Genomic DNA, 23,694 nt, shown 5'->3' on the forward strand with positions numbered 1-23,694 from the left:
TTGCCGCCGCTCGATGATGCGTTGATACCTGCTCGCCAGGTGGGCCGTTCACCCACCTGGCGATGCTCTTCATCGAACGCAAGCTTCAACCCTGCAGTCCTTGAGTGCAGGTTGCCGACTGTTTCGGTGGGCACTGATATAAGAAAGTATTCTGTACTTTTTGGTTCAATTAGCGCTTGTAAGATCTGTCCGGTGTTAATCGAGTTGATTTGTCCGGCGCTTGAACGTTGAATTTCATACACACTTCCTGTCTCTGTGAAGTGTTTGGAGTAGTTGTAATAGGCCTGGCATGAAGTACGGGTTATTAATATTCCTGATATCTAATTTTTCAATATCCGATCAACACCCTGGTACTTTTGCCAGGGCGCGTTTGCTTGAGTCGAATTTCTTCGAGTTACCGTATTCATTCCCAAATGGCATGGCTGGCAAAGGTTGTGTTTTTGCTTGAGATGCCAGCCAGGCCATTGAAATAAGGATGTTTTTGTTTTCAGCTGGTTTTTTTTAACGTCGCAAAAAATTCACGTTTAAGGCATTTGACAGAATTGGGACCCTTGACTACACCCTAGCAGGCGAGACGTCCCGCACGTTGTATTTGGCCTCATGTCCTGCAGTGAATTTTGTACAGAATTACTTGGACCAGGCTTGCTCTGTATATAACTTTTGTTTCAACGCAGTCTCAAACCATTGAGGAGAGACAACTATGCCTTTGAAATCAGTCATACAAGTGCAAGAGAAGAGTACCTCGGAAACTTCAAGCTCCCCCGTTGCTTATCGTGCCGCTTGCCTGCGTCAGCAGGCGGCTCGCCAGAGTGAAGGGCATGATCTATCGGGACAGGATTTCAGCGCGGCGGATCTTAGCCGTCTGCGTCTGCGTTCCAGTGATCTGAGCGGCAGCAACCTGGCACAGGCCAACCTGTCGCAAGGGCGTTTCGAGCAGAGTGTTTTCGCCAAGGCCGACCTCACCGGGGCCGACCTGTCGAAAGCCGTACTGCGTGGCAGCAACTGCGAAGGTGCGACGCTGTCGGGCGCTCTGCTCGGCGGTGCAGTCCTTGAGGATGTCCGGCTCAATGCCACGCTGATGGCCAGTGTGAGTGCACGCCAGGCGTCCTTCCGTCGGTCCTCGATCGCAGGCAGTGAACTGACTCATGCAGAGCTTTGCGGGGCTGATTTTTCCGATGCCTCGCTGGCAGGCTCGGACCTGAGCCACGCTTGGCTGGTGGACGCCAATCTGTGCCGCACCAACCTGGAAGGGGCGACCCTGCGCAGTGCCAATCTGAGCCAGGCCTACCTGGGTCAGGCGGTGCTGATCGGTGCCGATTTGCGTGAGGCGGACCTGCGAGGGGCCGACCTGCGTTTTGCCAACTTGCGTGGTGCTGATCTGTGTGGTGCCGACCTGCGTGATGCCATGCTCACCGAGGCTTGCCTGGATGGAGCCGATCTGCGTGGCGTGCAATGGAGCGGTGCGACATTTGCCGGTACGGGGGTGAAAGAGGCTCAGCTCGATGAGGCGCTGGCCCGGCATCTGACCCTGGGGGTGATCGAGGGTGATGCTGCAAGCGTGATGGGCATCTTCAATCACGTTGTTGTGGCCGGTAAGGGTGGTGGCGGTGGCGGTGGCAACGCCTGATAGGCGCTTGTCGGTTTAACGCCTGGGTGTCGCCCGGCTTCGGATGAAGCTGGGCGACACCTGGAGTGAGCCGTAGCAGCAAGCAGTGATCCAAGGGTGTGATGCACCGCGTCTGAAAGGGGCTTTGCCGAGGCCCGTGCCTGATGCGGATCACGTTGCCGGCCGCCGCGGCGACCGCCTTGGATAGGTAATACGGAATTCGACAGTTCAAGGAGCGAACATTGCCCATCAGTCTCGCGCAGGTCCTGGCTTGTCACGCTGATTCGAAGCCCGACCAGGTGGCGTTTCGCTTTTTGGATACACAAGGTACAGAGGTCGATAGCCCTACCTATGGGGAGCTGGCCCGCCAGGTTGCCGGGATGGCCGGTGGGCTGCGGGCCCGGGGCGTACTGCCGGGCCAGCCGATCGTCCTGGGCTGCAACAGCCCCGCGCAATTCATCCGTGGCTTCCTGGCCATCGTGCATGCTGGCGCCGTGGCCGTACCCGTGCCGCTCAATGGCCGGCGCCGCGGTCGCCTGGAGCATGTCCTGGCCGACTGCCAGCCCTTTGCCCTGGTGCTTGGCAGCGAGACACCTGCCTTGGCCCGTTTCTGCGATAGCGTCCCTGCAACACGACTGATTGCAGTGGATGAGGTCTTCGGGGAGTCCATCGCACCCTTTGCCGCCGATGCGCAAGACACCTGTTTTATCCAATACACCTCAGGTTCCACCAGCGCTCCCAAAGGGGTGGTGGTGACGCATGGGCAACTGGCTGCCAACTCACGGATGATCGCGACGGTCTTTTCCCACGACAGCCACACCCGGTTCGCCAGCTGGTTGCCGCTGTTCCATGACATGGGGCTGGTGGGCGCGGCTCTGCACCCGTTGTTGATCGGGGCCGAGGCGGTACTGATGCCCACCGAGGCCTTTCAGGAGTGTCCTGAGCGGTGGTTGAGGATGATCTCGGATTATCGGGCCCACACCAGCGGCGCCCCGGACTTCGCCTATCGGATATGTGCCTCTATCGACGATCCGCATCGGCTGCATGGGATCGACCTGTCCAGTTGGCGCGTGGCCTATAACGGGGCAGAACCGGTGAAGGCGGCGACACTGGAGCGTTTTGCCGCGGCCATGCAAGCCTGCCGATTCGACCCGGCCGCCTGGCTACCCTGCTATGGCCTTGCGGAAACCACTTTGCTCAGTGCCGGGCACCGCCAGCGTTCACCCGCGGTGGGCACAAGCCTGTGTCCCCAGGCGTTGGCCACCGGGCACGCGCAACTGGCGCTGGCCGGACAACCGGCCAGGGTCCTGGTCAGCAGCGGCACGGTGGCGCCCGGGGCGAATATACGCATCGTCGATCCCAACAGCCTGAACCCGCTGCCCGAGGGGCGTATCGGTGAGATCTGGGTGGCGGGCGAACACGTTGCGAGTCGCTACTGGGGGCGCGCAGACGATAGGTTCGGGGCGCGCCTGGCCGGGGACTCGTCAACTGATTACCTGCGTACCGCGGACCTGGGCTTCTTCCTCGGGAATGAGCTCTATGTCACGGGCCGGCTCAATGACCTGCTGATTGTCGCTGGGCGTAACATCTATCCGGATGACATCGAGGAGACCGCGCGTGGTGCCGACCCGCTGCTAAGCGAGGCGCGCATGGTGGCGCTGGCCCTGACCGGCGAACAGTTCGACCAGGCGCTGGGGCTGCGCTCCTGCGAATCATGGGATAGCGAACAACTGGTGTTGTTGGTCGAGTTGCCCACGCTGGCGCCAGCACGCTCGACGATCGAGCTGGCCCAGGCGATCGCTCGAGCCTGCGAACACCCATTGGCGGCGATAGTCTGGGTGGCCAGGGCTCAGATCAGCATGACCACCAGCGGCAAGATCCAGCGTGCCGAAGCCCGGCGCAAGCTCTTGGCAAATGACTATAAGGTCCGGGGCGTATGGCTTTCACCGACGCTGGGCGATGGCTTGGATGCAGCCCTGGCTTGCTTGGCCGGAACGCTCGGCGCACGAGGCACAGCCGTTGCGATCGGTGCAGCCCTGGCGCAGGTAGCGGCCTTGGCAGCCAATCTGCCGCAGGCCCCCGCGGTGGAGACCTCGCTGTTGGCGCTGGGCTTGAATTCACTGGCCGCTACCGAGTTGTTTGCGCGGATCTCGCACGTCACGGCCATTCATGTTCCGCTGGCCATCTTGTATGACGGCTGGACCCTGGCCGAACTGGGACGCTGGTTGCGTGACCAGTCGGCAATGCCGCCATCGCGCTCACCCAGCTCCGTGCCCGAACCGACGTTGCGGGCCGGGCAACGCTCGATTTTGCAACGCCGGGTAGAGCGGGGCGATGGAGCCTACAGCCTGGCACTGGCACTGGCGGTGACGGGGACGGTGTCAGCCATCGATCGGCTGGTCGCACGGGCGGCGGATTTGCCTAACCGCTTGCCAGCGCTGGGGATGCGGGTCTTGACGACCGCCACTGGGCCCGAGGTGGTGTTTGCCCAGGCGCATTCGCCTGCTGCGGTCGCTCGGCTGGACAGCCCCGTGCAGGCGCGTTTCGCGCTGTTGCGTTCATGCTGTAGCGAGCCTTTCGAACTGGCCAAAGGCCCTTTGCGCCTGGTACGGGCCAGCTCCAAGGATGACCCGGGCGAGACCTTGCTGGTGCAGGTGCATCACGTTGCGGTCGATTTCTGGAGCATGCTCTGGATCGCCCGGTATCTGCTGTTGCCGGCCTCGGGCAAGCCCAGGTCGCAGCCATTGGCACCGCGTGCTGCAAGCGAAGCCGACCTGGGGTACTGGCGCACCGAGCTGGCATCGTTCCAGCCCACGGTATTGCCGAAGGATTTCAGGAGCGACTGGCCACAGCCACCCCATTGCATACCTTTCTCCCTGGACCACGCGGCGTTCGAGCGTTTACTGCAAGCCAGCGGGCAGACGCCCTTCGTGACGCTGCTGACGTGCGTGTTCGCCGTGCTGGGGCGCCTGAGTGGCCACTGGGACCGGGTTATCGGTGTGCCCATCAACGATGACCTTGGCGAACGGCCGGGCTATGGCACCCGGGTGGCGCCGGTTCGGGCCGAGCTCGCAGCCGACCAGTCCTTCGTCAAGGCCGCCCGCCACATCGGTTTCAAGCTGGGGCGCTGCTTTGTCCACGCCAGTGCGTCCCTGGAACAGATTGGCAGTCAATTGCGTCAGGTGCGTTCCGATACCGCCCCTTTGTTCGAGGTCGCAGCGGTGCATGTGGCCGCGGTGTCACAGGTGCCGGATCAATGGCAGCGGCTGATCTTGCGCGATGAGCGCAGCCAGGTAGTGGTCGGTGATCTCACGCTCAGTTCCAGCGGGCTGGGCCCAGAGGCCCTTGAACAGCCGATCGAGATTGTCAGTTGTGAAACAGCCAATGGCGTGGAGGGGGTGGTGCGGGTCGACGCCAGCGCCTTCAGCAACGCGACAGCGCGCCAGATCGGCTTGAGGCTGGAGCGGATGATCTGCGCGGCGGCGCAGGGGCCGGAGCAATCGTTGCAGGCGCTGGTCGACCAGGCTGCCGAGCGCGGCTGGCAAACCACGCCCCGGCTCGATCATGCCCCGGCTACGTTGCCGGCGCTGATCAGCGCATGGGCGCTGGCCCGTCCTGATTCAGTGGCGATCCAGAGCGCGCAGCAAACCTTGACCTACCGGCAGCTCGAAGAGCGTAGCGACCGACTGGCCCGACAGATTCTGCAGCAGTGGAGTCCGACCCTGGTCGCGGTGCGCAGTGGCGATCCCATTCCCTGGCTGGTAGGGCTCCTGGCGGGGCTGAAAACGGGAGCCGCCATCATGCCGCTCGATGCCCGCCTGCCCAGCAAGCGCCAAGAGGCCCTGCTGGCAACCAGTGGCAGCGACTTGCTGCTCGAAAGCCTGGCCGACGAGGCGCTGTGGTTGCCCGTTGCGAAGGGCGCCCGCCTGGGGTGCCAGGTGTCTGCGACGCTCGTCACCACGCCGCGACCGCTGCCCAAGGCAGCGCCTCGGGACAGTGCCTACCTGGTCTTTACCTCGGGCTCCAGCGGGCAGCCCAAGGGAGTCAGGCAATCGCATCAGGCCTTCAGCCACTATCTGCAGTGGCAGGTCAGCGCGCTTGGCATGGGGCCCGGTGCCCGAGTGGCACAGATCGCCGCGCCAGGGTTCGACGTAGCCTTATGCGAAATCTTTGGCGGGTTGTGCCATGGGGCATCGCTGGTGCTGCCGGAGCGGACCGCCGACCTGGCTCCGGACCGGCTGCTGCAATGGCTCGATGAGACTGCGGTGACCAGTCTGCAGATCACCCCGAGCCTGCTCGCCGAGGCCCTGCGTTGCAGCGCCATCTGGCCACGCCGACTACAGGTGCTGGCCACGGTTGGCGAGCCGTTACCAGCCTCCCTGGCGACCGAGTTGCTGCGTCGTGGGGGCACGGATTTGCAACTGATCAACCTCTATGGCCCGACGGAAACCGTGGCGGCCTGCTGGCATCGAGTGACCTTGGCCGATCTTGAGCGCGTGCGGATTCCGGTGGGGCAGCCGATTTGCGGGCGCACGGTCGAGATCCGCGATGTGGATGGGCTGCCTGTGCCTATCGGGAGCCTGGGCGAAATCTACTTGCGTACGGCCGACATGAGCGATGGTTATGACGGCGCGGCGCAAGAGGGCGGCTTCGTCCTGCTGGCTTCGCAATCGACGGATGGCCGTGGGCTGTATCGGACCGGGGATATGGGCCGCTGGAACACCGATGGGCTGCTTGAAGTCATCGGGCGTCGGGACAACCAGGTCAAGTTGAACGGTGTGCGTATCGAGTTGGAGGAAGTGGAGAGCGTCCTGTGCCTTTATCCCGGTGTCCATGCGGCCATCGCCAGCCTGCGCCCATTGGAGGCAGGCCCGCAACTGATTGCCCATGTCGAGGTGCAGGACGCCGTGACACCGCAGGCGTTGCGGCGCTTCGCGCTCGAACGCCTGCCGTTGACGGCCGTGCCCTCATTGATCGTGACCGTTGCCGAGCTGCCACGCACCCGTAACGGCAAGCTTGACCGGCGGGCAGTGGCCGCCCTGGCGCTGCCGACCGTGGACCTGGCGTGCGCCCCGGCCGCGCCGTTGCCCGAGTTGCTACGGCTGCAGCAGGCCATTGCCTTGCTGTGGCAAGAGGTATTGCCCCACGAAGGTGTTCCAGCGGCGAACAGCGATTTTTTTGCCGCCGGCGGACATTCGATCCATGCCATGCAATTGCTCAACCTCCTCAAGACCCGGACGGGCATTGCCATCGGGCTGGCGCAGTTTCTTGCTGAACCAACGGTTGCCGCCCTGGCCAGCCTTGTCCATAGCCAACTAACACCCACCCCTTGCGTTGAGGTCCACTGATGTCAGCTGCAATCCCGATCATCATCGATGCCCGCTTTTTCAGCCCTGAGGACCTGGTGGCTGCCGCCCGTAGTGGTTGTAGCCTGAGACTGGACCCAGGCGTGGTCGATCACATCGACCGAGCCCATCGCTTTGTCCTGGAGATAGCCGGTTCCGATGCCTTGCACTATGGGATCAATACCGGTTTCGGTTCGTTATGCACGACCCATATCGATCCGGCCGACCTGTCCACCCTGCAACACAACCTGCTCAAGTCTCATGCCTGTGGAGTAGGCGCACCGGTGACGGAGGAGATCAGTCGCCTGGTCACTTTGATCAAGTTATTGACGTTTCGCTCCGGAAACAGCGGTGTCAGCCTGTCGACGGTCACGCGCATCGTCGATTTGTGGAACCACGGTGTCGTAGGCGCCATTGCCAAGAAAGGCACGGTGGGAGCCAGTGGCGACCTGGCGCCCCTGGCTCATCTGTTCTTGCCCCTGATTGGCCTGGGCGAGGTCTGGCATCGAGGGGGGCTACGCCCCTCGGCACAGGTCCTGCAGGAACTGGGCCTGGCTCCGTTGACCTTGCAGCCCAAGGATGGCCTGTGCCTGACCAATGGTGTCCAGTACCTCAATGCACTGGGCGCATTGGCCACGGTTCGCGCCAAGCGCCTGGTGGCCCTGGCGGATCTGTGCGCGGCCATGAGCATGATGGGCTTCAGCGCGGCGCGCAGTTTTGTCGATCCGCAGATCCACCAGACCTGCCTGCACCCGGAGCGCTCCCAGGTGGCACGGCACCTGCGGCTGCTGACCCAGGGCAGCAACCATGCGGACCTGCCCCATTGCAATCCGGCGATGGAGGACCCGTACTCCTTCCGCTGTGCGCCCCAAGTGCATGGGGCGGCGCGCCAGGTGGTCGGCTATCTGGAAAACATCATCGGCAACGAGTGCAACAGCGTGTCCGATAATCCATTGGTCTTTCCAGACACTCGCCAGATTCTCACCTGCGGCAACCTGCACGGTCAGTCCACCGCATTCGCCCTGGATTTCGCGGCGATCGGCATCAGCGACCTGTCGAACATCTCCGAGCGCCGTACCTACCAGTTGCTTTCCGGCCAGAATGGCTTGCCAGGATTCCTGGTGGCCAAGCCGGGCTTGAACTCCGGGTTCATGATCGCGCAGTACACCAGCGCCGCCTTACTCAATGAAAACAAGGTGCTGTCCAATCCGGCCTCGGTCGACACGGTACCGACCTGCCATTTGCAGGAGGACCACGTGAGCATGGGGGGAACCTCGGCCTACAAGCTTGAGACCGTGCTCGACAATTGCGAAACCATCCTGGCCATCGAGCTGCTGACGGCCTGCCAGGCCATCGACATGAATCCGGGCTTGCAGTTGTCCGAGCGCGGGCGAAAGGTTCATGCCGCAGTCCGTGAGGAGATTCCCTTTGTGCGCGAAGACCAGCTCATGGCGGACCTGATCGGCCGTGCCCAGGCGTTGTGCCATGAATCGCCGGTGATTGCCCGGCAGTTGGCCGAGATACAGGACCAATGAACGATACCTGTGGGGCACCGGTCGTCGAGAACCGGGGCCCGGCCAGCCGAGTCCAGGAGGGGCTTTGGGTCACGCAATCGCTTGGTCGTGCCGGCAGTGCCTATCAGGAAGCGCTGGCCTTGGACCTGCGTGGCCGGTTGGACACCGTGCGCCTGCAGCAGGCATTGGCGTTATTGGTACGACGCCACCCCGGCTTGCGTACGCGTTTCGTCGTCGGTGCCCAGGGCCTGGAACAGGAAGTGCTGGCCGAAGTCGCAGTCGAGTTGCCGGTGGAGCAGGTTGCCATCGAGCAATTGTCCCAGTGGATGCAACGCCAGCAGCAATGGCCATTCGATTTGTCCGCGGCACCGTTGTTTCGCCTGCGCCTGGCGCGGTTGGCGGTGGATCACCATGTACTGGTGGTAGTGGCTCATCACCTGATCGTCGACGGCTGGTCGCTGGGTGTGTTCGAGCGCGACCTGGCCGGCTTCTACGCCGCGGGCGCTGCCGCCTGCCTGCCCGGGCTGGACGCTTCGCCCATCAGTCACGCCCGGGCTGAAAGAGCCCGGGCAGGTACGCCGGCCTGGGGGCAGGCACAGCGCTTCTGGGAGCAGCATCTGGCGCATAGCCGACAGATCGCCAGCCAGAGCGGCTGCACGGCATCGAGCCAGGACCTGCACTTGGACGGCGCCACCACAGGCGCCTTGCTGGCGGCGGCACGATCCCGGAAAGTCTCGCCGTTCGCGCTGGGCTTCAGTGCCTTCGCCACCTCGATGGCCAGCCTGCTGGGGCGCGATGACCTGGTGCTGGCAACCGATTTCGGTGGACGAACCGATCCAGCCTATGAGCCGGTCATCGGCATGTTCGTCAACCAGATCCCGCTGCGCTGGCGGGCCGGACAGGGCTTGACCGGTGCCGGTGCAATACAGCAGGCCCACCGCCTGGGGCTCGACGCACTGGCCCATGCCCATCTGCCGTACCCGTCGATTGTGGAGGCCAGCCGGCAACCGGGCGGACAACTGTTCGAAGGCAAGTTCGTGCTCCACAACATGCCGCGCCAGCCCTTGCAACTGGAGGGACTGGAGGTCGAAGTGACGGGCATCCCGGGGCTTGAGCCGAAGTTTCCGGTCCTGCTTGAGTTGTGGGAGCAAGGCGAGGGGCTCAGGGGGAGCGTGATCATCGATCCCAGTCGCAGCCAGCTGACGGCGCAGGCCTTGGCCGAGTGTTTCCGTTCCCGGCTGGATGCGCTGCTTTTTTCCCCCGATGCGCCTCTGGAGCCGGGGCGGCCAAAAGGCGGGGCTCCGGCGTTCGTTCCTAGCCGGCGCCGGATCGATATCGCCGCTGATCTGGTCAGCATCATGCCGGCCCAGGCTGCGCCCGAGCCGACACGGGTGCAGTGCCGATCCCGGGATGTGCATCTGGGACGCTGGGCAGACAGTCAGCGCCAGGTGCTTGAAGCGCATCTGGTGCGTGATGGAGCCGTGCTGTTTCGTGGCTTCAACCTGGCGGACAGCGAAATGTTCGCCGAGGTGGTGCAACAGCTGGGCGGCGAGCCGTTGCCCTACCTGCAACGATCCACGCCCAGGACCGAAGTGGCAGCGGGGGTCTATACCTCCACCGAGTACCCGTCGGACCAATGGATTTTTTTCCACAATGAGAATGCCTATGCCACCAGCTGGCCGGCGCGCTTGTTCTTTTTCTGCCACACCCCGCCGCACGAGGGTGGGCGTACGCCCCTGGCCGACTGCCGAAGGGTGCTGGAGTGTTTGCCCGAGTCGATCCGCGCTGCTTTTCGACAGCATGGCGTGATGTACCGCCGACGCTTCCGGCCCGGGCTGGGCCTGAGCTGGCAGCAGGCTTTCGCGGTGGAAAACCTCGATACCCTTTACCGGCGCTACGAGCCGCTGGGTTACCGCTTCTCGCCAGGTGGGGCGGATGAGCTGGTGGCGGACTGGGTGGTGCCCGCCACCGTCGTCCACCCCGATACCGGTGAGGAGGTCTGGTTCAATCACGCCGCCCTGTTTCACCCGGCAGCGTTGTCCGAGGCCTTGGGCGAGGTGGCGGCCGGCCTGGATGTCGCGCAGTTGCAGGCGGTCCAGACCTGCCTTGGCAATGGCGAGCCGATTCCGAGCCAATGGATACAGCAGATCCGCAGTGCCTACCGCGAGGCCTCGTTCTCCTTTGAGTGGCAGCAGGGGGATGTGTTGATGGTGGACAACCGCTTGACTGCTCATGGGCGAGAGCCCTTTACCGCACCACGTCGAATACTCGTGGCGATGACACAAGAGCAGCGACACGAATCATTGCCCAAGGAGTTTTAAAGATGCATGAGCATACCGCTGCAGCTCCTCATCAGGTCGTTGAGTGGATGGGTGAAAGTGTCGCCGGCACCCGCGTGGGTGTCTGCCGACTGGCCGTCGATGCCAGCATCGGGCTTGAGCAACTGCAGCTCGCCCTCGGCACTGTCTGGCAGCGCCATGAGGCCCTGCGCAGCCGCTTGCGGGTCCCGGCGACACGGCGCCAGCCCGTTCTGGAACGGGACGACGCGGCGACACCCTTGATCCGGACTCTACCCCAGGCGGGCGACCCCGAGGCCGCGGCGCAGGCGCTGCAAGCGGGCTTGATGCAAATGCCCCAGGTCACGGCCGACTGGCTGGGCGATGCGTTGCTGGTGCCTTGTGCCGATGGGCCGACCTTGTTGGCCTGGCGCCACAGGGCCGTCCTGGTCGATCCGGAAAGCTGGCTGTTGCTCTGTGAGGAACTGGCTGGCGAACTGCAAGGCTTGGCGCCTGCTTCCCGACTGGACTTCAGCGAGGTCGCCGGTTGGCTGGAGACCCAGTGCCGGCCTGCGGTGTATCCGGCGCCCGAGACCAGTGCCTGGATGGGGGCCGCCCAGGCCCCGGTCCCTCGCACGCAGGTCCAGGATGGAGTGGGCATTGGCCCTCTGGAGTGCGTGGCGGCGTTTCTGTCGGTGCTCTTGCGGTTTCGTGTCGCTGGTGCACCGGCGTTGGACTTCTCCCGCTCCATCAGGTCGATCGTGGGGGATCAGGCGGGTGTCGGCGCCTACCGTATCGCGGTGCCAGTAAACATCGGCGTGGAACCGACGATGTCCGTGGCGCAGCTGATGACGGCCCTGGGTGAAGAACCGGCCCTGGACCAACCGCTGGACTTCGATGCGCCGGCCCGGCCGGCGGATGCTGGCCTGGTCTGGATCGACACACCCCAGGCGACGATGGGGCCGCTGAGCGTGGAGGGCATTGACTGGATGGCCGGTGCCGTTCCCGTGGGGTTGACCTGTCATCGCCTGGGCGACCGGTTGCAGGTCCAGCTTTACCACGACCCCCAAGTGGTGGATGGCGCGACCGCACAAGCGTTGCAGCAGGCGTTCCATTGTGCCTTGCAGAGCCTGCGGCACTCTTCCGATTGCCCGCTCGAGGACTTGCCTCTGAGCGCCGTGGATGCGTTGGCTGCGATCTCGACCGGTCCTGATGTACCGGGCTGGCAACGACCGTTCCTCAGCCTGTTCGAGGAGCAGGTTGCACGGCAGCCTTCAGCTATCGTCATCGAGTCGGTGGGTGGCGAGCGAATGCTCACCTATCAGCAGCTCGATCACTATGCCAGGTGCATCGCCCATGATCTGAAGCACAGGGGCGTGCAGCGCGGGGATGTCGTGGGCGTGGTGCTGCCCCGCAGCGTCGATTGCGTCGCGGCGATCCTTGGGGTCCTCAAATGTGCCGCCGTCTTCATGCCGATAGCGCCTTCGCTGCCCACCTCGCGTTTGCAGGCCTTGCTGACGGGCGCTGGAGCGGCAATGGCAGTGGGCTCGGTCGAGGCCTTGGCCTGCGACCTGTGCTGTGAATGGCTCGATATCCGGCAGGTTGGCGATCAGCCGTGGCTTGCCACGGCGGAGGCGGTCGATCCGCAGGACATCGCCTATATCCTGCACACCTCCGGTTCCAGCGGCTTGCCCAAACCGGTGGAGCTGACCCACGGTGGCCTATCGAACTACCTGCAATACGCTGCCCGGCAGTACGCCCTGGCAGAAGGTCGCGGCGCCCTGGTGCAGTCGCCGGTCACCTTCGATCTGACCCTGACGGCATTGCTGGGGCCGCTGATCGTGGGCCAGCGCTTGTTGCTGGTGGACGAAGGCTCGCAGGGCCATGGGGCGGGCGCGGAAGTCGAGCAGGTGTGCGCGCAATTGCGTCGAGGGGACATCACGCTGCTCAAGGCCACGCCGTCCTACTTGCGTTTGCTCAATACGCTGTTGCCGCCCGAAGTGCTGTCGGGCGCCACCAGGGTCCTGGTGGTCGGCGGCGAAGCGCTGCCTTACCCGGTGATCGAGCCCTGGCTCCGAGGCTCCCAGCCAGCCCGGGTGTTCAATGAATATGGACCGACCGAGACGGTGGTCGGCTGTGCCTGGGCGCTGATCGACGGGCCCTGGCCGGACGGTGCGCCGGCACCTATCGGCGGCGCCATCGATAACGTACAGATGAGTGTGCGCGATCGACAGTGCCGGGCATTGCCGGTGGGGGCCATCGGTGAAATCTGTATCGCCGGGCGAGGCGTGGGGCTTGGCTATCGCGGGAGGGCGCAGGAGAGTGCGCAGCACTTTGTTGCCATCCCAGGGGACCCTGGGCGTTTGTACCGCACGGGTGATCGTGGCCGGATGCGCTCTGACGGTACCCTGGATTATCTCGGGCGCCTGGATGACCAGTTCAAGCTCAATGGCATGCGCATCGAGCCGGGAGAGATCGAGCGCTGCCTGGAGTTGGCGCCGGGCGTCAAGTCCGCGGCGGTAATCAAGTCCTGTAGTGCCGAGGGTGTCGAGTCGCTCACGGCGTTCGTCAGCGTCGAGGACGAGGGCACGCTTGAACTGCAGGCCTTGCGTGAACATGCCCGGAACCTGCTGCCAGCGGCGCTGGTGCCGGCACGCATGGCCGTGCTGGCCTCCTTGCCACTGACCGGCAATGGCAAGATCGATCGACAGGCCCTGGCCTTGAAGGCGAGCCAACAGCCGGCGTCGCCACTGCCTTGCTCCCTTGAACCTGCTGCCTCGCCCCTGGAGCAGAGGCTGCTGGACATTGTCATGCAGGTGCTCGGTGGCGTGCGGATCGGCGTGACCGATGATCTGTTCGACAATGGCCTGGACTCCATCCGTTCGATTTCCATTGTCGGCCTGGCTGCCCGTGAGGGCCTGTCGTTGAGTGTCGCCCAAGTATTCGAACTGCGTTCGATCCGCGCCTTGGCCGCAGTGGTCGGGATCGCCAGCGACAGCGTTGCGGGTGTCGAGCCCTTTGCGCTGTTGCAGGCCTGCGATCGCCAGGCGTTGCCCGCCACGGTCGTCGACGCCTACCCGATCAGCCAGTTGCAGGCGGCAATGATCTTCCACTACGAGCTGGAGCGAGACAACGCGGTCTATCTCGATGTCTTCAGCTATCGGCTGGCGTTTTCTCCTCAGCTTGACACCTTGCGCGAGGCTGCGCGCTTGCTGGTGGCGCGGCATGAAGCCCTGCGCACCACCTTTGCGTTTACCGGCTACAGCGAACCGCTGCAATTGGTCCATCGACAGGGTGCGGACATCCTGGTCATTGAGGACCTGAGCCGCCATGACGAAGAGGCCCGGCAGGTCCTGATCGATCGAGCCTTCAATGAAGAGAAGGAGCGTGCCTTCGAGATCGACGAACTGCCGCTGATGCGCCTGCGGGTGCAGTGCCTGGACCGCGACACCGTGCAACTGACGATGAGTTTTCATCACGCTGTCATCGATGGCTGGAGTGATGTCAGCCTGTTGATGGAACTGTTCGGGCTGTATCGCGCGTTGCTGGAGCAAGAGCCCCTGCCGGCAGCTCCGGTGACGCGTTATGCCGACTACATGGTGCTTGAGCAACAAGCGCTCGCCAGTGCCGAGACCAGGGCGTTCTGGCAGCGCTACCTGGAGGATGCGCCGTCAGGCGTGCTGGGCTCCTCGACGCGCGTTCCCGGTGGCGCCAGCGCGGTGCAGGTGCATGCGGTCGCTATCGGCGCCGATCAGGCGCAGCGCTTGCGGGCCATCAGTGCGGCTCATTCGCTGCCGCTCAAGAGCCTGTTGTTCGCCGTGCATCTGAAGGTTCTCAGCCAGTTCAGTGGCCAGGCCGATTGCCTGACGTCCATGGTCATGACGGGACGCCCCGAGCAGGCCGACGGTGAAAAGCTCGTCGGCCTGTTCATCAACAGCGTGCCGATCAAGGCCCGAGTGGGCCGCGCTTCCTGGTTGGAGCTCGGACGGTTGGCGTTGCAGGCCGAAGGCGAGGTGATGCCACACCGTCGGTTGCCACTGGCCCGGATTCAGGAGCTCAACGCCGGGCACCGGTTGTCCGACACCTTGTTCTACTTCACCCATTACCACATTGCCTCGGACCTGGAGAGTCTGGGGGTCAAGCTGCAGGCGCTGCGAGCGCATGAGGCTTCCAGCTTCAAGTGGGTGGCCAACTTCTCGGTCGATCCCTTTGACGACAGCATCAAGCTGACCTTGGCGACCAAGGGCGATGCCTTGTCCGAGCCTGAGCGCGAGCGAATGGCTGCCCTGTATGCCGCGGCATGGGCAGACTTGACCGAGACTGCCCAGGCGGCTCCCGATGTGCCTTGGCAGGGCGAGGCTACCGCTGCCAGCGACCAGTCGGCACCTGCCGTGCAGACGGTGATCCAGAGCATCCGCCAAGTGATCGTCCGCGCGCCCACCAGCAAGGCCGTGATCTGTGGCGAGCAGGTGCTCGATTATGCGGAGCTGGGAAAACGGGCGGCGTGGGCCCGTGCGCGTATTCGCCAGCAAGTAGGGGCAGGCGGCCGGGTCGCGGTACTCGCGCCTCGGTCGGAACGCTATATCGCAGCGCTCCTGGGTACCCTGGAAGCGGGGGCGATCTATGTGCCATTGGACCCGGCACACCCAGCGGGGCGGCACCAGGCCATTTTGCGAGATGCGCAGCCGGGCTTGATCATCACCGACGACCCGGCGGCCGTGCCGGGTTGGCCGCACCTGACCCTGGATGAGTTGCTGGCGCCTACGGCCATGCCGACGCAGGCGCTACCGGGTCCAGCTCCGGACGATCCGGCCTATCTGCTGTATACCTCGGGTTCGACTGGCAGTCCCAAAGGTGTCCTGGTGTCCCACAAGGCCCTGGCAAGCCTGTTTGACGCCATGACCCAGCGCCTGGGGTCGATCCAGGGCAGTACCTGGTTGTCGCTGACGTCGGCCGGTTTCGACATTTCCCTGCTGGAACTGCTCTATCCCCTGACCGCAGGCGCGAGCATCGTGATTCATGAAGGCGCCCAGGCCCTGCTTGCTTGCGCCCAGCCGCCCAGTTTGCCTGCGGTGCAGTTCAGCCTGTTCTTCTTTGCCAGCCAGCCCGGACCCCAGGCTTATGGGTTGATGCTGGAGGCCGCTCGCCGGGCCGATCGGCTCGGTTTCCATGCTATCTGGACGCCGGAGCGGCATTTCCATCCTTTTGGCGGCCCGTTCCCTAATCCCGCTGTCAGTGGCGCGGCCCTGGCGGTGGCCACCGAGCACTTGCAGATCCGGGCCGGTTCCCTGGTACTGCCGTTGCACGATCCTTTGCGGGTAGCGGAGGACTGGGCAATGGTCGATGTGCTGTCCAACGGGCGCGCCGGTATCGCCATTGCCTCGGGTTGGGACCAGAACGATTTTCTATTGGCCCATGGAGGGCCGCAGAGCTTTGCCCAGCGTCGTGAACGAACCGTGGCGGCCGTCGATACCTTGCGTGCCTTGTGGCGTGGGCAAGCGCTGACGCTGGATCGTGGTGCCGGCGAGCAGACGGTCTCGACCTTTCCGCTGCCTGTGCGGGGGTCGATTCCCCTGTGGCTATCGGCCTCAAGTGCCGCGCAGACCTTCGAGGCGGCCGGGCATATGGGGGCGGGAGTGCTGACTCACTTGCTGGCCCAGGACACTGGCGCGTTGCGTGACAATATCCAGCGTTATCGCCAGGCCGCGGCAGGCTCGGGTACGGTCAGCCTGATGCTGCATAGCTTTGTCGCGGCAACCCGGGATGAAGCGGAGCAAGTGGCCCGCGGACCACTCAAGCGCTACCTGATGTCGTCGGTGGACCTGGCCCGCTCGGTCTTCGGCCCGATGGTCGACTCCGCTCGCGAGGAAGACCTGGATTATCTGGTGGACCGTGGCCTTGAGCGCTACATGCACAGCGCCAGCCTGATCGGCAGTGTGCAGGACTGCGTCGAGCGTGCACGGGAGCTGGTGCAGATAGGTGTCAACGAATTCGCCTGCCTCATCGATTTCGGCATCGCTGACGCGCAAGTCCTGCACGGCCTGGAGCGGCTTGACCAGGTACGTCGCGAGCTGCAGCCACCGGCACCGGCCTGGGCGGACCTGTCGGTGGCCGGGCTGTGCGCCCGTCATGGCGTGACCCACCTGCAATGCACGCCCACGATCCTGCGCGAGTTGCTTAGCGACACGCGCAGCCGTGCCGCCATCGCCAGCCTGGACACGTTGCTGATAGGCGGCGAAGCGCTGCCCCAGCATGTCGCCGATGACTTGCTGCAAGCTGCGCGCGGCCGGGTTTTCAATGTCTATGGGCCTACCGAAACCACCATCTGGTCGTCGGCCTGGCAGCTAGTGCCAGGCGCGGTGCGTATTGGTACGGCGTTAGGCAATGGCGCCATTTACCTGCTGGACGCCAACGGCCGGCCGGCTGTCGAAGGGCAACCAGGGGAAATCTGCATCGGTGGCCAGGGACTGGCTGAAGGCTACTGGCGGCGCGAAGCTCAGACCGGTTCGGCCTTTTGCCGGCTATCGCTGCACGAAGGGGAGGCTCCCATACGGCTCTATCGCACGGGCGATCTGGGACGCTGGGACGAGAACGGACAACTGGAGTTTCTTGGACGCCAGGACCGCCAGGTCAAAGTGGGCGGGCAGCGGATCGAGTTGGCAGAGATCGAGGAACAGATTCGTTCCGTCCAGGGGGTGGCCGATGCGGCTTGTGCTATCGACGACAGCGGTGCGATTGCTGCCCTGGCGACGGTGTATCCGGGGGGCAATGTCGATGTCGCGAAGATCCGCGCGCACCTGCAACAAACCCTGACCAGCAGCATGCAACCCTTGGCCCTGGGGATCGGCGCGTTGCCGAGAAATCCCAATGGCAAGCTCGACAGTGCTGCCCTGATCGCCCTGGCCTGCGGTGCGCGCGCGCAGGAACGAGCGCCGCAGGAGCCGTTTGTGGCGCACGCGACGGCGATTGCCGACACCCATGCACAGCGCATTGCGCGGATCTGGGAGCAGACCCTGCTGCAACCGCCAGAACGTAACGACAGCGACTTCTTCAAGTCCGGTGGCAACTCCTTGCGGGCCATGGTCATGGCCAGTCACTTGAGCCAGGAGTTGGGTAGCAAGGTGTCGGTGCGGACGATTTTCGAGAACCCGGGTTTTGCAGCATTGGTTGCGGCTTTATCGCAGAGTCCGCGCCAGGCGCCATCGCCGCTGGAGCCGCCACCGGTTGCGAAACTTTGGCCAGCCAGCTACTCCCAGGAGCGGCTGTGGCTGGTGGAGAGGATTCTGCCCGACCACGCGGCATACAACGATTCGATGCTGCTGAGCATGGTCGGCGATGTCGATCGCCAGCGGGTGGTCCAGGCGCTGGAAACGCTCAGCGCGCGGCATGACGCCTTGCGCATGACCTTCGAGGAACATGAGGGGCGCGTCCAGGCCCGCTTCAACCAGCAACCGGCACTGGACTTCGCCACCCTGGACCTGCGTGACGTCGATTCGTCGCAACGTAGCCTGGTCGCCCTGGAGCACGCTCGCAGGGAAGCGCGCCTGCCGTTTGACCTGGAGCGCGGGCCCTTGCTGCGGGCGCGTTTGCTGCGCCTGGGCGACCAGCATCATTACTTGCTGGTCACCGTGCATCACATCGTCTGCGATGGCTGGTCGCTGTCCATCATGCTCAACGAGTTTTCGATACTCCTGGGCGACGCGCCCCAGGACTTGGCTGCGAGTACCTTCAGTTACCGTGAACATATCGCTGAGGAACGCCGTCGCTTGACCGCCGAGCGCCGTAGCGTGCTGATCGATTATTGGACCCGGCAACTGGATGACCTGCCGGCGCCCCTGGAGCTGCCGCTCGATTTCGCCCGGTCCAAGGTCGAGACCTTTTGTGGTGCGGTGGTCAACCATGTACTGCCCAACCGGCTGCTGGCCAAGCTGGATGCACTGGCGGCAGCTGAAGGGGCCTCGACCTACATGCTGTTGATTGCTGCGGTCAGCGTGGTGCTGGGGCGGATCACGGGTCGGCGCGACATCGTGCTGGGAACCGACGTCGCCAACCGCTTTTCCTCCCTCAGCGGCGATGCCGTAGGGCTGTTCGTCAACCAGATGGTGCTGCGCTCGCAGTGGCTGGGCGAACACAGTTTTCGCCAACGGATCAAGGTTGAACGCACGACGATTCTCGATGCGCTGGATCACAGTGACTTGCCGTTCAACGAACTGATCGACGCGCTTTCGCCAACTCGCGACCTGAGCCGCAATCCCCTGTTCCAGGTCGCCTTCACCTACCAGGAGCCGATGGACTACGGCCAGCTCCAGCGCAGCGGCCCGCGTTTGCAGAGGATACCGCTGGACATCGGCATCTCCCGGGTGGACCTGGAGATCAATGTCACCCGTAACGCCGAAGGCCTGTCGATCGACGCCATCTTCAACAATCGCCTGCAACGGCGGGAGAGTATCGATCAGCTGTTGCAGGCCCTTGAGGTGTTCCTGGAGCAGGCCCTGGACGATCCGGATGCTCCGGTCATGCAGATAGAGCTGTCGAGCGAGGCCGATCGCCGGGTACTGGAAGGGGGACTTGGCAGTTTCACCCAGGATCATGGGTTGGGTCCGGTGAATCAGTTGCTCCGTACCTGGGCCAGCCGGACCCCGGACGCCATGGCCATCGGCGATCAGGAGCAGTCTTTCAACTACCGGCAACTGAGCGAGAAAGTCGACGCGTTGGCTCGTGGCCTTGCCGGGCAAGGCATCCAGCGCGGTTCGCTGGTAGCGACCTGGCTCAAGCGCGACACCACGCTGGTTGTGGCAATGCTGGCCCTGTGGCAATTGGGGGCAATCTACTTGCCCATCGATCCGGAGCACCCTGCGAGCCGTTCGCGCGAGGTCTTGCGCAAGTCCCGTGCCCAGGCCGTGTTGACCTGTGAGCCCTTGCTGGACGATATCCCGGCGCTGCAGTGGGATGGACCGCTGTTGGTGGTCGAGCGCTGCCAGATCGGCGGTGCGCCGTTGCCCCTGGCCCAGGCCCTGGAACGCGAGCCGGCCTATGTGCTGTTTACCTCCGGTTCCACTGGTGCGCCCAAGGGTGCGATCGTCCTGCATGAAGGAATGATCAACCACCTGGGGGCGAAGATCAGCGACCTGGAGCTTGGTGCCCGGGACTGCCTGGCGCAAACCGCGCCGCAGACCTTCGACATTTCCATCTGGCAGTTCGTCGCCCCATTGATGGTCGGCGGCTCGATACGGGTTCTCGACGACGACACCGTGCGCGATCCCGGCTTGCTGATGCAGGCCTGCGATGACTGGGGGATCACCATCCTGGAGACGGTGCCTTCGTTCCTCGAACTGCTGCTGGGCCTGGCCCAGCGTCGTGATACGCCGCCCTTCGCCGACCTGCGGGTCATGCTCTCCACCGGGGAGGCGTTGGCGGTCATGCTTTGCCGACGCTGGTTCGCGCTGTTTCCGGACATTGCCTTGCTCAATGCCTACGGCCCGACCGAATGCTCCGATGACGTGACGCATCACCTGATGACCCAGGCACCATCCGACGATCAGGCCTGCATCGCCATTGGCCGGCCGATTGGCAACGTGCGCTTGTATGTTCTGGACGAAAACGACCGCCTGTGTCCGCCAGGCGCCGTGGGCCAGTTGTGTGTTGCCGGCATCGCGGTGGGGGGCGGCTACCTGCATGACGCCCAGGTCACCGAGAAGGCCTTTGTCGCAGATCCCTTCGATCCGCAATCCGCACACCGCCTGTATCGCACTGGCGATCTGGCGCGCTGGACCCCGGACGGCCTGCTGGAATACCTGGGGCGTATCGATAACCAGGTGAAGATCCGTGGTTGTCGCATCGAACTCGGCGAAATCGAGACCGTGCTCAACCGCGAGCCACTGGTCAAGCAAAGCGTCGTGACCGTGCTGGAAGACGACCAACAACGTAAGCGCCTGGTGGCGTATGTCTCCCCGGACTGGACCCACGTAGAGGCGACATTGGACCAGGAGATGCAGAGCGGTCGTGAGCAGGAGTGGCGTTCGGTCTACAACTATTTTTACGAAAACGAATCGGCGGCGGTCCATGGCCCGGTCGACCCGACGTTCGATACGACCGGTTGGAACGACAGCTTCACCGGGCTTGCGATCCCGGCGGTGCAGATGCGTGACTGGCTGGATCAGGCCCTGGGGCGGATGCGTGCCTTCAAGCCGCGACGGGTCCTGGAGATCGGTTGTGGTACCGGGATGGTGTTGTTTGGCCTGGCCGGCGATTGTGAACGTTACGTCGGCCTGGATTTCTCCGAGCCGGTGGTGCAGCGCCTGGGAGCGCTACTGGCGACCCAGCGCCCGGATTGGCAGCATGTGCGCCTGGAGCACTTGGCGGCAGATCAGTTGGCGAGGTTGGATGAGGTTGGCTTCGACCTGATTGTGCTCAACTCGGTGGTGCAGTACCTGCCCAGTTCGACCTACTTGTGCAGCGTGTTGCACCAGGCAGTGGAAAAGCTCGCACCCGGTGGACGGATTTACCTGGGGGACCTGCGTAGCCTCCCATTGCAGGCCGCTTTCCACAGGGCTTTGGCCGCCAGCGATGGGGCGCAGTATCCGCTCGACCAACTGGCCGCCCAAGCGGACAGTGCCATGGTGCAGGACAAGGAGTTGTACCTGGGGAACGCGTTCTTCGCCCGCTTGATGAACGAGCCCTGGATGGCTGCTCGTTCACCGGGCTTGATCACCTGGTTGAAGAGCGGTGCATTCGACAACGAGCTGACCCGCTACCGTTTCGATGCGGCCCTGACGTTCGATGCTCGCCGCGCCGGCTCATCCACAGTGTCGTTGCCGTGGCAGGCTTTCGCGGACGATGTTGCCGGGCTTGAAACACGCCTGGAGCGGTTGGGGAACGACAGCCTGGAGATCACCGGCGTGCCCAACCGGCGCCTGGATGCCGATCGCCAGCTGGCGGCCCGGATGGCGGATGAGAATCTACCGTCGATGAGCGCACCTGGCCTGGACTTCTTCGCACAACTGGCCGACCGCCATGGGCTGTCGTTGCAGTCGCGGTTTGCCGTCGACGAGCCTTTCGCCTGTGACCTGCTGTTCCAGGCCGACGCGAGCAGTTGGGCACCGGTGCCCGGCAGTGGGGCAGGAGCCAACGAGCCGCTGCGCAATCGGGCGATGCAGCCGATCATGCAGCGGCTCAGGCAGCGGCTCGGCGAGCACCTTCCGGACTTCATGGTGCCCCATAGCATCACCGTGCTCGATCAACTGCCCCTGACGCTCAACGGCAAGATAGATCGCAAGGCCTTGCCCAAACCGCTGTTCGGCGGCCTTGATGGCGCTCAACAGGTGCTTGAGCCGCGTACCCGCACCGAGGAGGTCCTCAGTCGTATCTGGCAGCAGGTTCTGGGGTTGTCCGGTGTCGGTTTGCGGGACAATTTCTTCAGCCTGGGCGGGGATTCGATTCTGGCCATCCAGATCGTTGCCGCTGCCGGACGCGAAGGCCTGCGCTTGTCACCCAAGCAGGTGTTCCAGCACCAGACGATCGCCGAGCTGGCGGCGGTCGCCAGCTTGAGCCAGAGCACTGGCCAGGAGCGGGCGCCAGACGGTCCCTGTCCATTGGCGCCGGTCCAGGCCGAGTTCCTGGACCGCGATTTGCCGGTCCCTCAGCACTGGAACCAGTCGATCCTGCTCGGTGCGCAGCAGTTGGGCGATGAAGCGCTGCTACGTCGTGCACTGGAGCAGGTCTGCCAGGCCCACGATGCCTTGCGGCTGCGCTTTCGTCGGCGTGGCGACAATGGCTGGCAGCAGCATTATGTGGGCGCCGCAGAGCTGTTCGACCTACGGGTGCTGCAGGCAGGAGAAACCCTGGAACAGCTGGGCGAGGCGCTCAATGCCGGGTTTTCCCTGGAGCAGGGGCCCTTGTTGCGGGCCGCCCTGCAAACCGGTGACCAGCCGCGGTTGTTGCTCATCGCGCATCACTTGATCATCGATGGCGTGTCCTGGCGGGTCTTGATCGACGACCTCGACCAGGTCCTGCGCAATCCACAACAACGATTCGCTCCAGCGCGTACCGCCAGCTACCGCAGTTGGGTGGAGCGCTTGGTGGCGACGGCTGAGTCGCGTTCGCTGAGGGACGACCTGGGGTATTGGATGGAGCAGTCGCGACTGGGGCCGGCCCATCCCGTCGCCGGTGCTGCGACGGGCATCGCGCCCGGTATTCAGGTGCTTGGCGGAGCCTTGTCCGAGGAGTTGTCGGCGCGGATCCTGCAAGTCGGCACGGGCGCGCGTATCGAGGAAGTGCTGTTGACCGCGCTGCTGCTGGCATTGCATCAGGTCAGCGACTGGCCGGATGTGGTACTGGCCAGTGAGACCCACGGGCGGGATCTGTTCGAGGATCTGGACGTATCTCGCACGCTGGGCTGGTTCTCCACTCCTTTTGTGGTGCGTTTGCGCCTGCCACGTGCTGGCGGCCCCGCGCAAGCCTTGGGTGCGATCAGTGGGCAACTGCAGCGGGCACGTACGCTGGCGGCCAGCTATGGCGTACTGCGGACTTACGATCCTGACCCTGAACTGCGTCGCAGCCTGGCCAGCCAGCCTCCGGCAGAGTTGGCGTTTACCTATTTCGGGCGCACCAGTAGTGCGACCGAAGGCCAGCGCCTCTGGCGTGTCGAGGGGGATACCGGTGCTGTTCGCGCGGCGGAAAATGGCAGTGAAACGGCATTGGAAGTCAGTGCACTGGTCATCGACCAACGCTTGTCGGTGTTCTGGACCGTGGAACTGTCGCGTCTTGATCCGCAGTTCGTGGCGAGCGTCCTGGCGCTGTATCCACAGGTGCTGGCCAGCGTATTGGAAGTGGAGGGGGTGGACGCGCTGGACCTGTCGTTCACCGAGGACGGCGTGCTCGCGGCGGCGTTGAACGAGCTGCTGGATAACGCCACGCAGGACTGAATCAGGGATGTACAAGCGGTTGTCGAGCCT

Annotated in this window: 5 protein-coding genes; all 5 read left to right on the top strand. The window is 64.0% G+C overall.

The features are described from left to right. The first annotated feature begins 700 nt into the window (after positions 1–700). Positions 701–1,627: a pentapeptide repeat-containing protein gene (locus tag I9018_RS13860; RefSeq protein ID WP_241109799.1), complete on the top strand. Its 927-nt coding sequence runs from the start codon at positions 701–703 to the stop codon at positions 1,625–1,627. Between the two features lie 221 nt (positions 1,628–1,848). Continuing rightward, entirely contained in the window at positions 1,849–6,954 is a 5,106-nt protein-coding gene (locus I9018_RS13865) for an AMP-binding protein (RefSeq protein WP_241109800.1), read from the top strand. Beyond that, entirely contained in the window at positions 6,954–8,486 is a 1,533-nt protein-coding gene (locus tag I9018_RS13870) for an aromatic amino acid ammonia-lyase (protein WP_241109801.1), read from the top strand. Before I9018_RS13865 ends, I9018_RS13870 begins: the two co-directional genes overlap by 1 nt. Next, positions 8,483–10,786 (top strand): condensation domain-containing protein, encoded by a 2,304-nt coding sequence (locus I9018_RS13875; protein WP_241109802.1) that lies wholly within the window; start codon positions 8,483–8,485, stop codon positions 10,784–10,786. The genes I9018_RS13870 and I9018_RS13875 overlap by 4 nt, the downstream gene beginning before the upstream one ends. 2 nt (positions 10,787–10,788) lie before the next feature. After that, positions 10,789–23,664: a non-ribosomal peptide synthetase gene (locus I9018_RS13880; protein WP_241109803.1), complete on the top strand. Its 12,876-nt coding sequence runs from the start codon at positions 10,789–10,791 to the stop codon at positions 23,662–23,664. Positions 23,665–23,694: the final 30 nt, after the last annotated feature.

This window comes from Pseudomonas sp. MPFS, assembly GCF_022537035.1.
GTDB lineage: Bacteria > Pseudomonadota > Gammaproteobacteria > Pseudomonadales > Pseudomonadaceae > Aquipseudomonas > Aquipseudomonas sessilinigenes.

Coding starts and splice junctions, on each gene's coding strand:
- I9018_RS13875 (WP_241109802.1), top strand. CDS start 8,483: ATGAACGATACCTGTGGGGCACCGGTCGTCGAGAACCGGGGCCCGGCC.
- I9018_RS13860 (WP_241109799.1), top strand. CDS start 701: ATGCCTTTGAAATCAGTCATACAAGTGCAAGAGAAGAGTACCTCGGAA.
- I9018_RS13880 (WP_241109803.1), top strand. CDS start 10,789: ATGCATGAGCATACCGCTGCAGCTCCTCATCAGGTCGTTGAGTGGATG.
- I9018_RS13870 (WP_241109801.1), top strand. CDS start 6,954: ATGTCAGCTGCAATCCCGATCATCATCGATGCCCGCTTTTTCAGCCCT.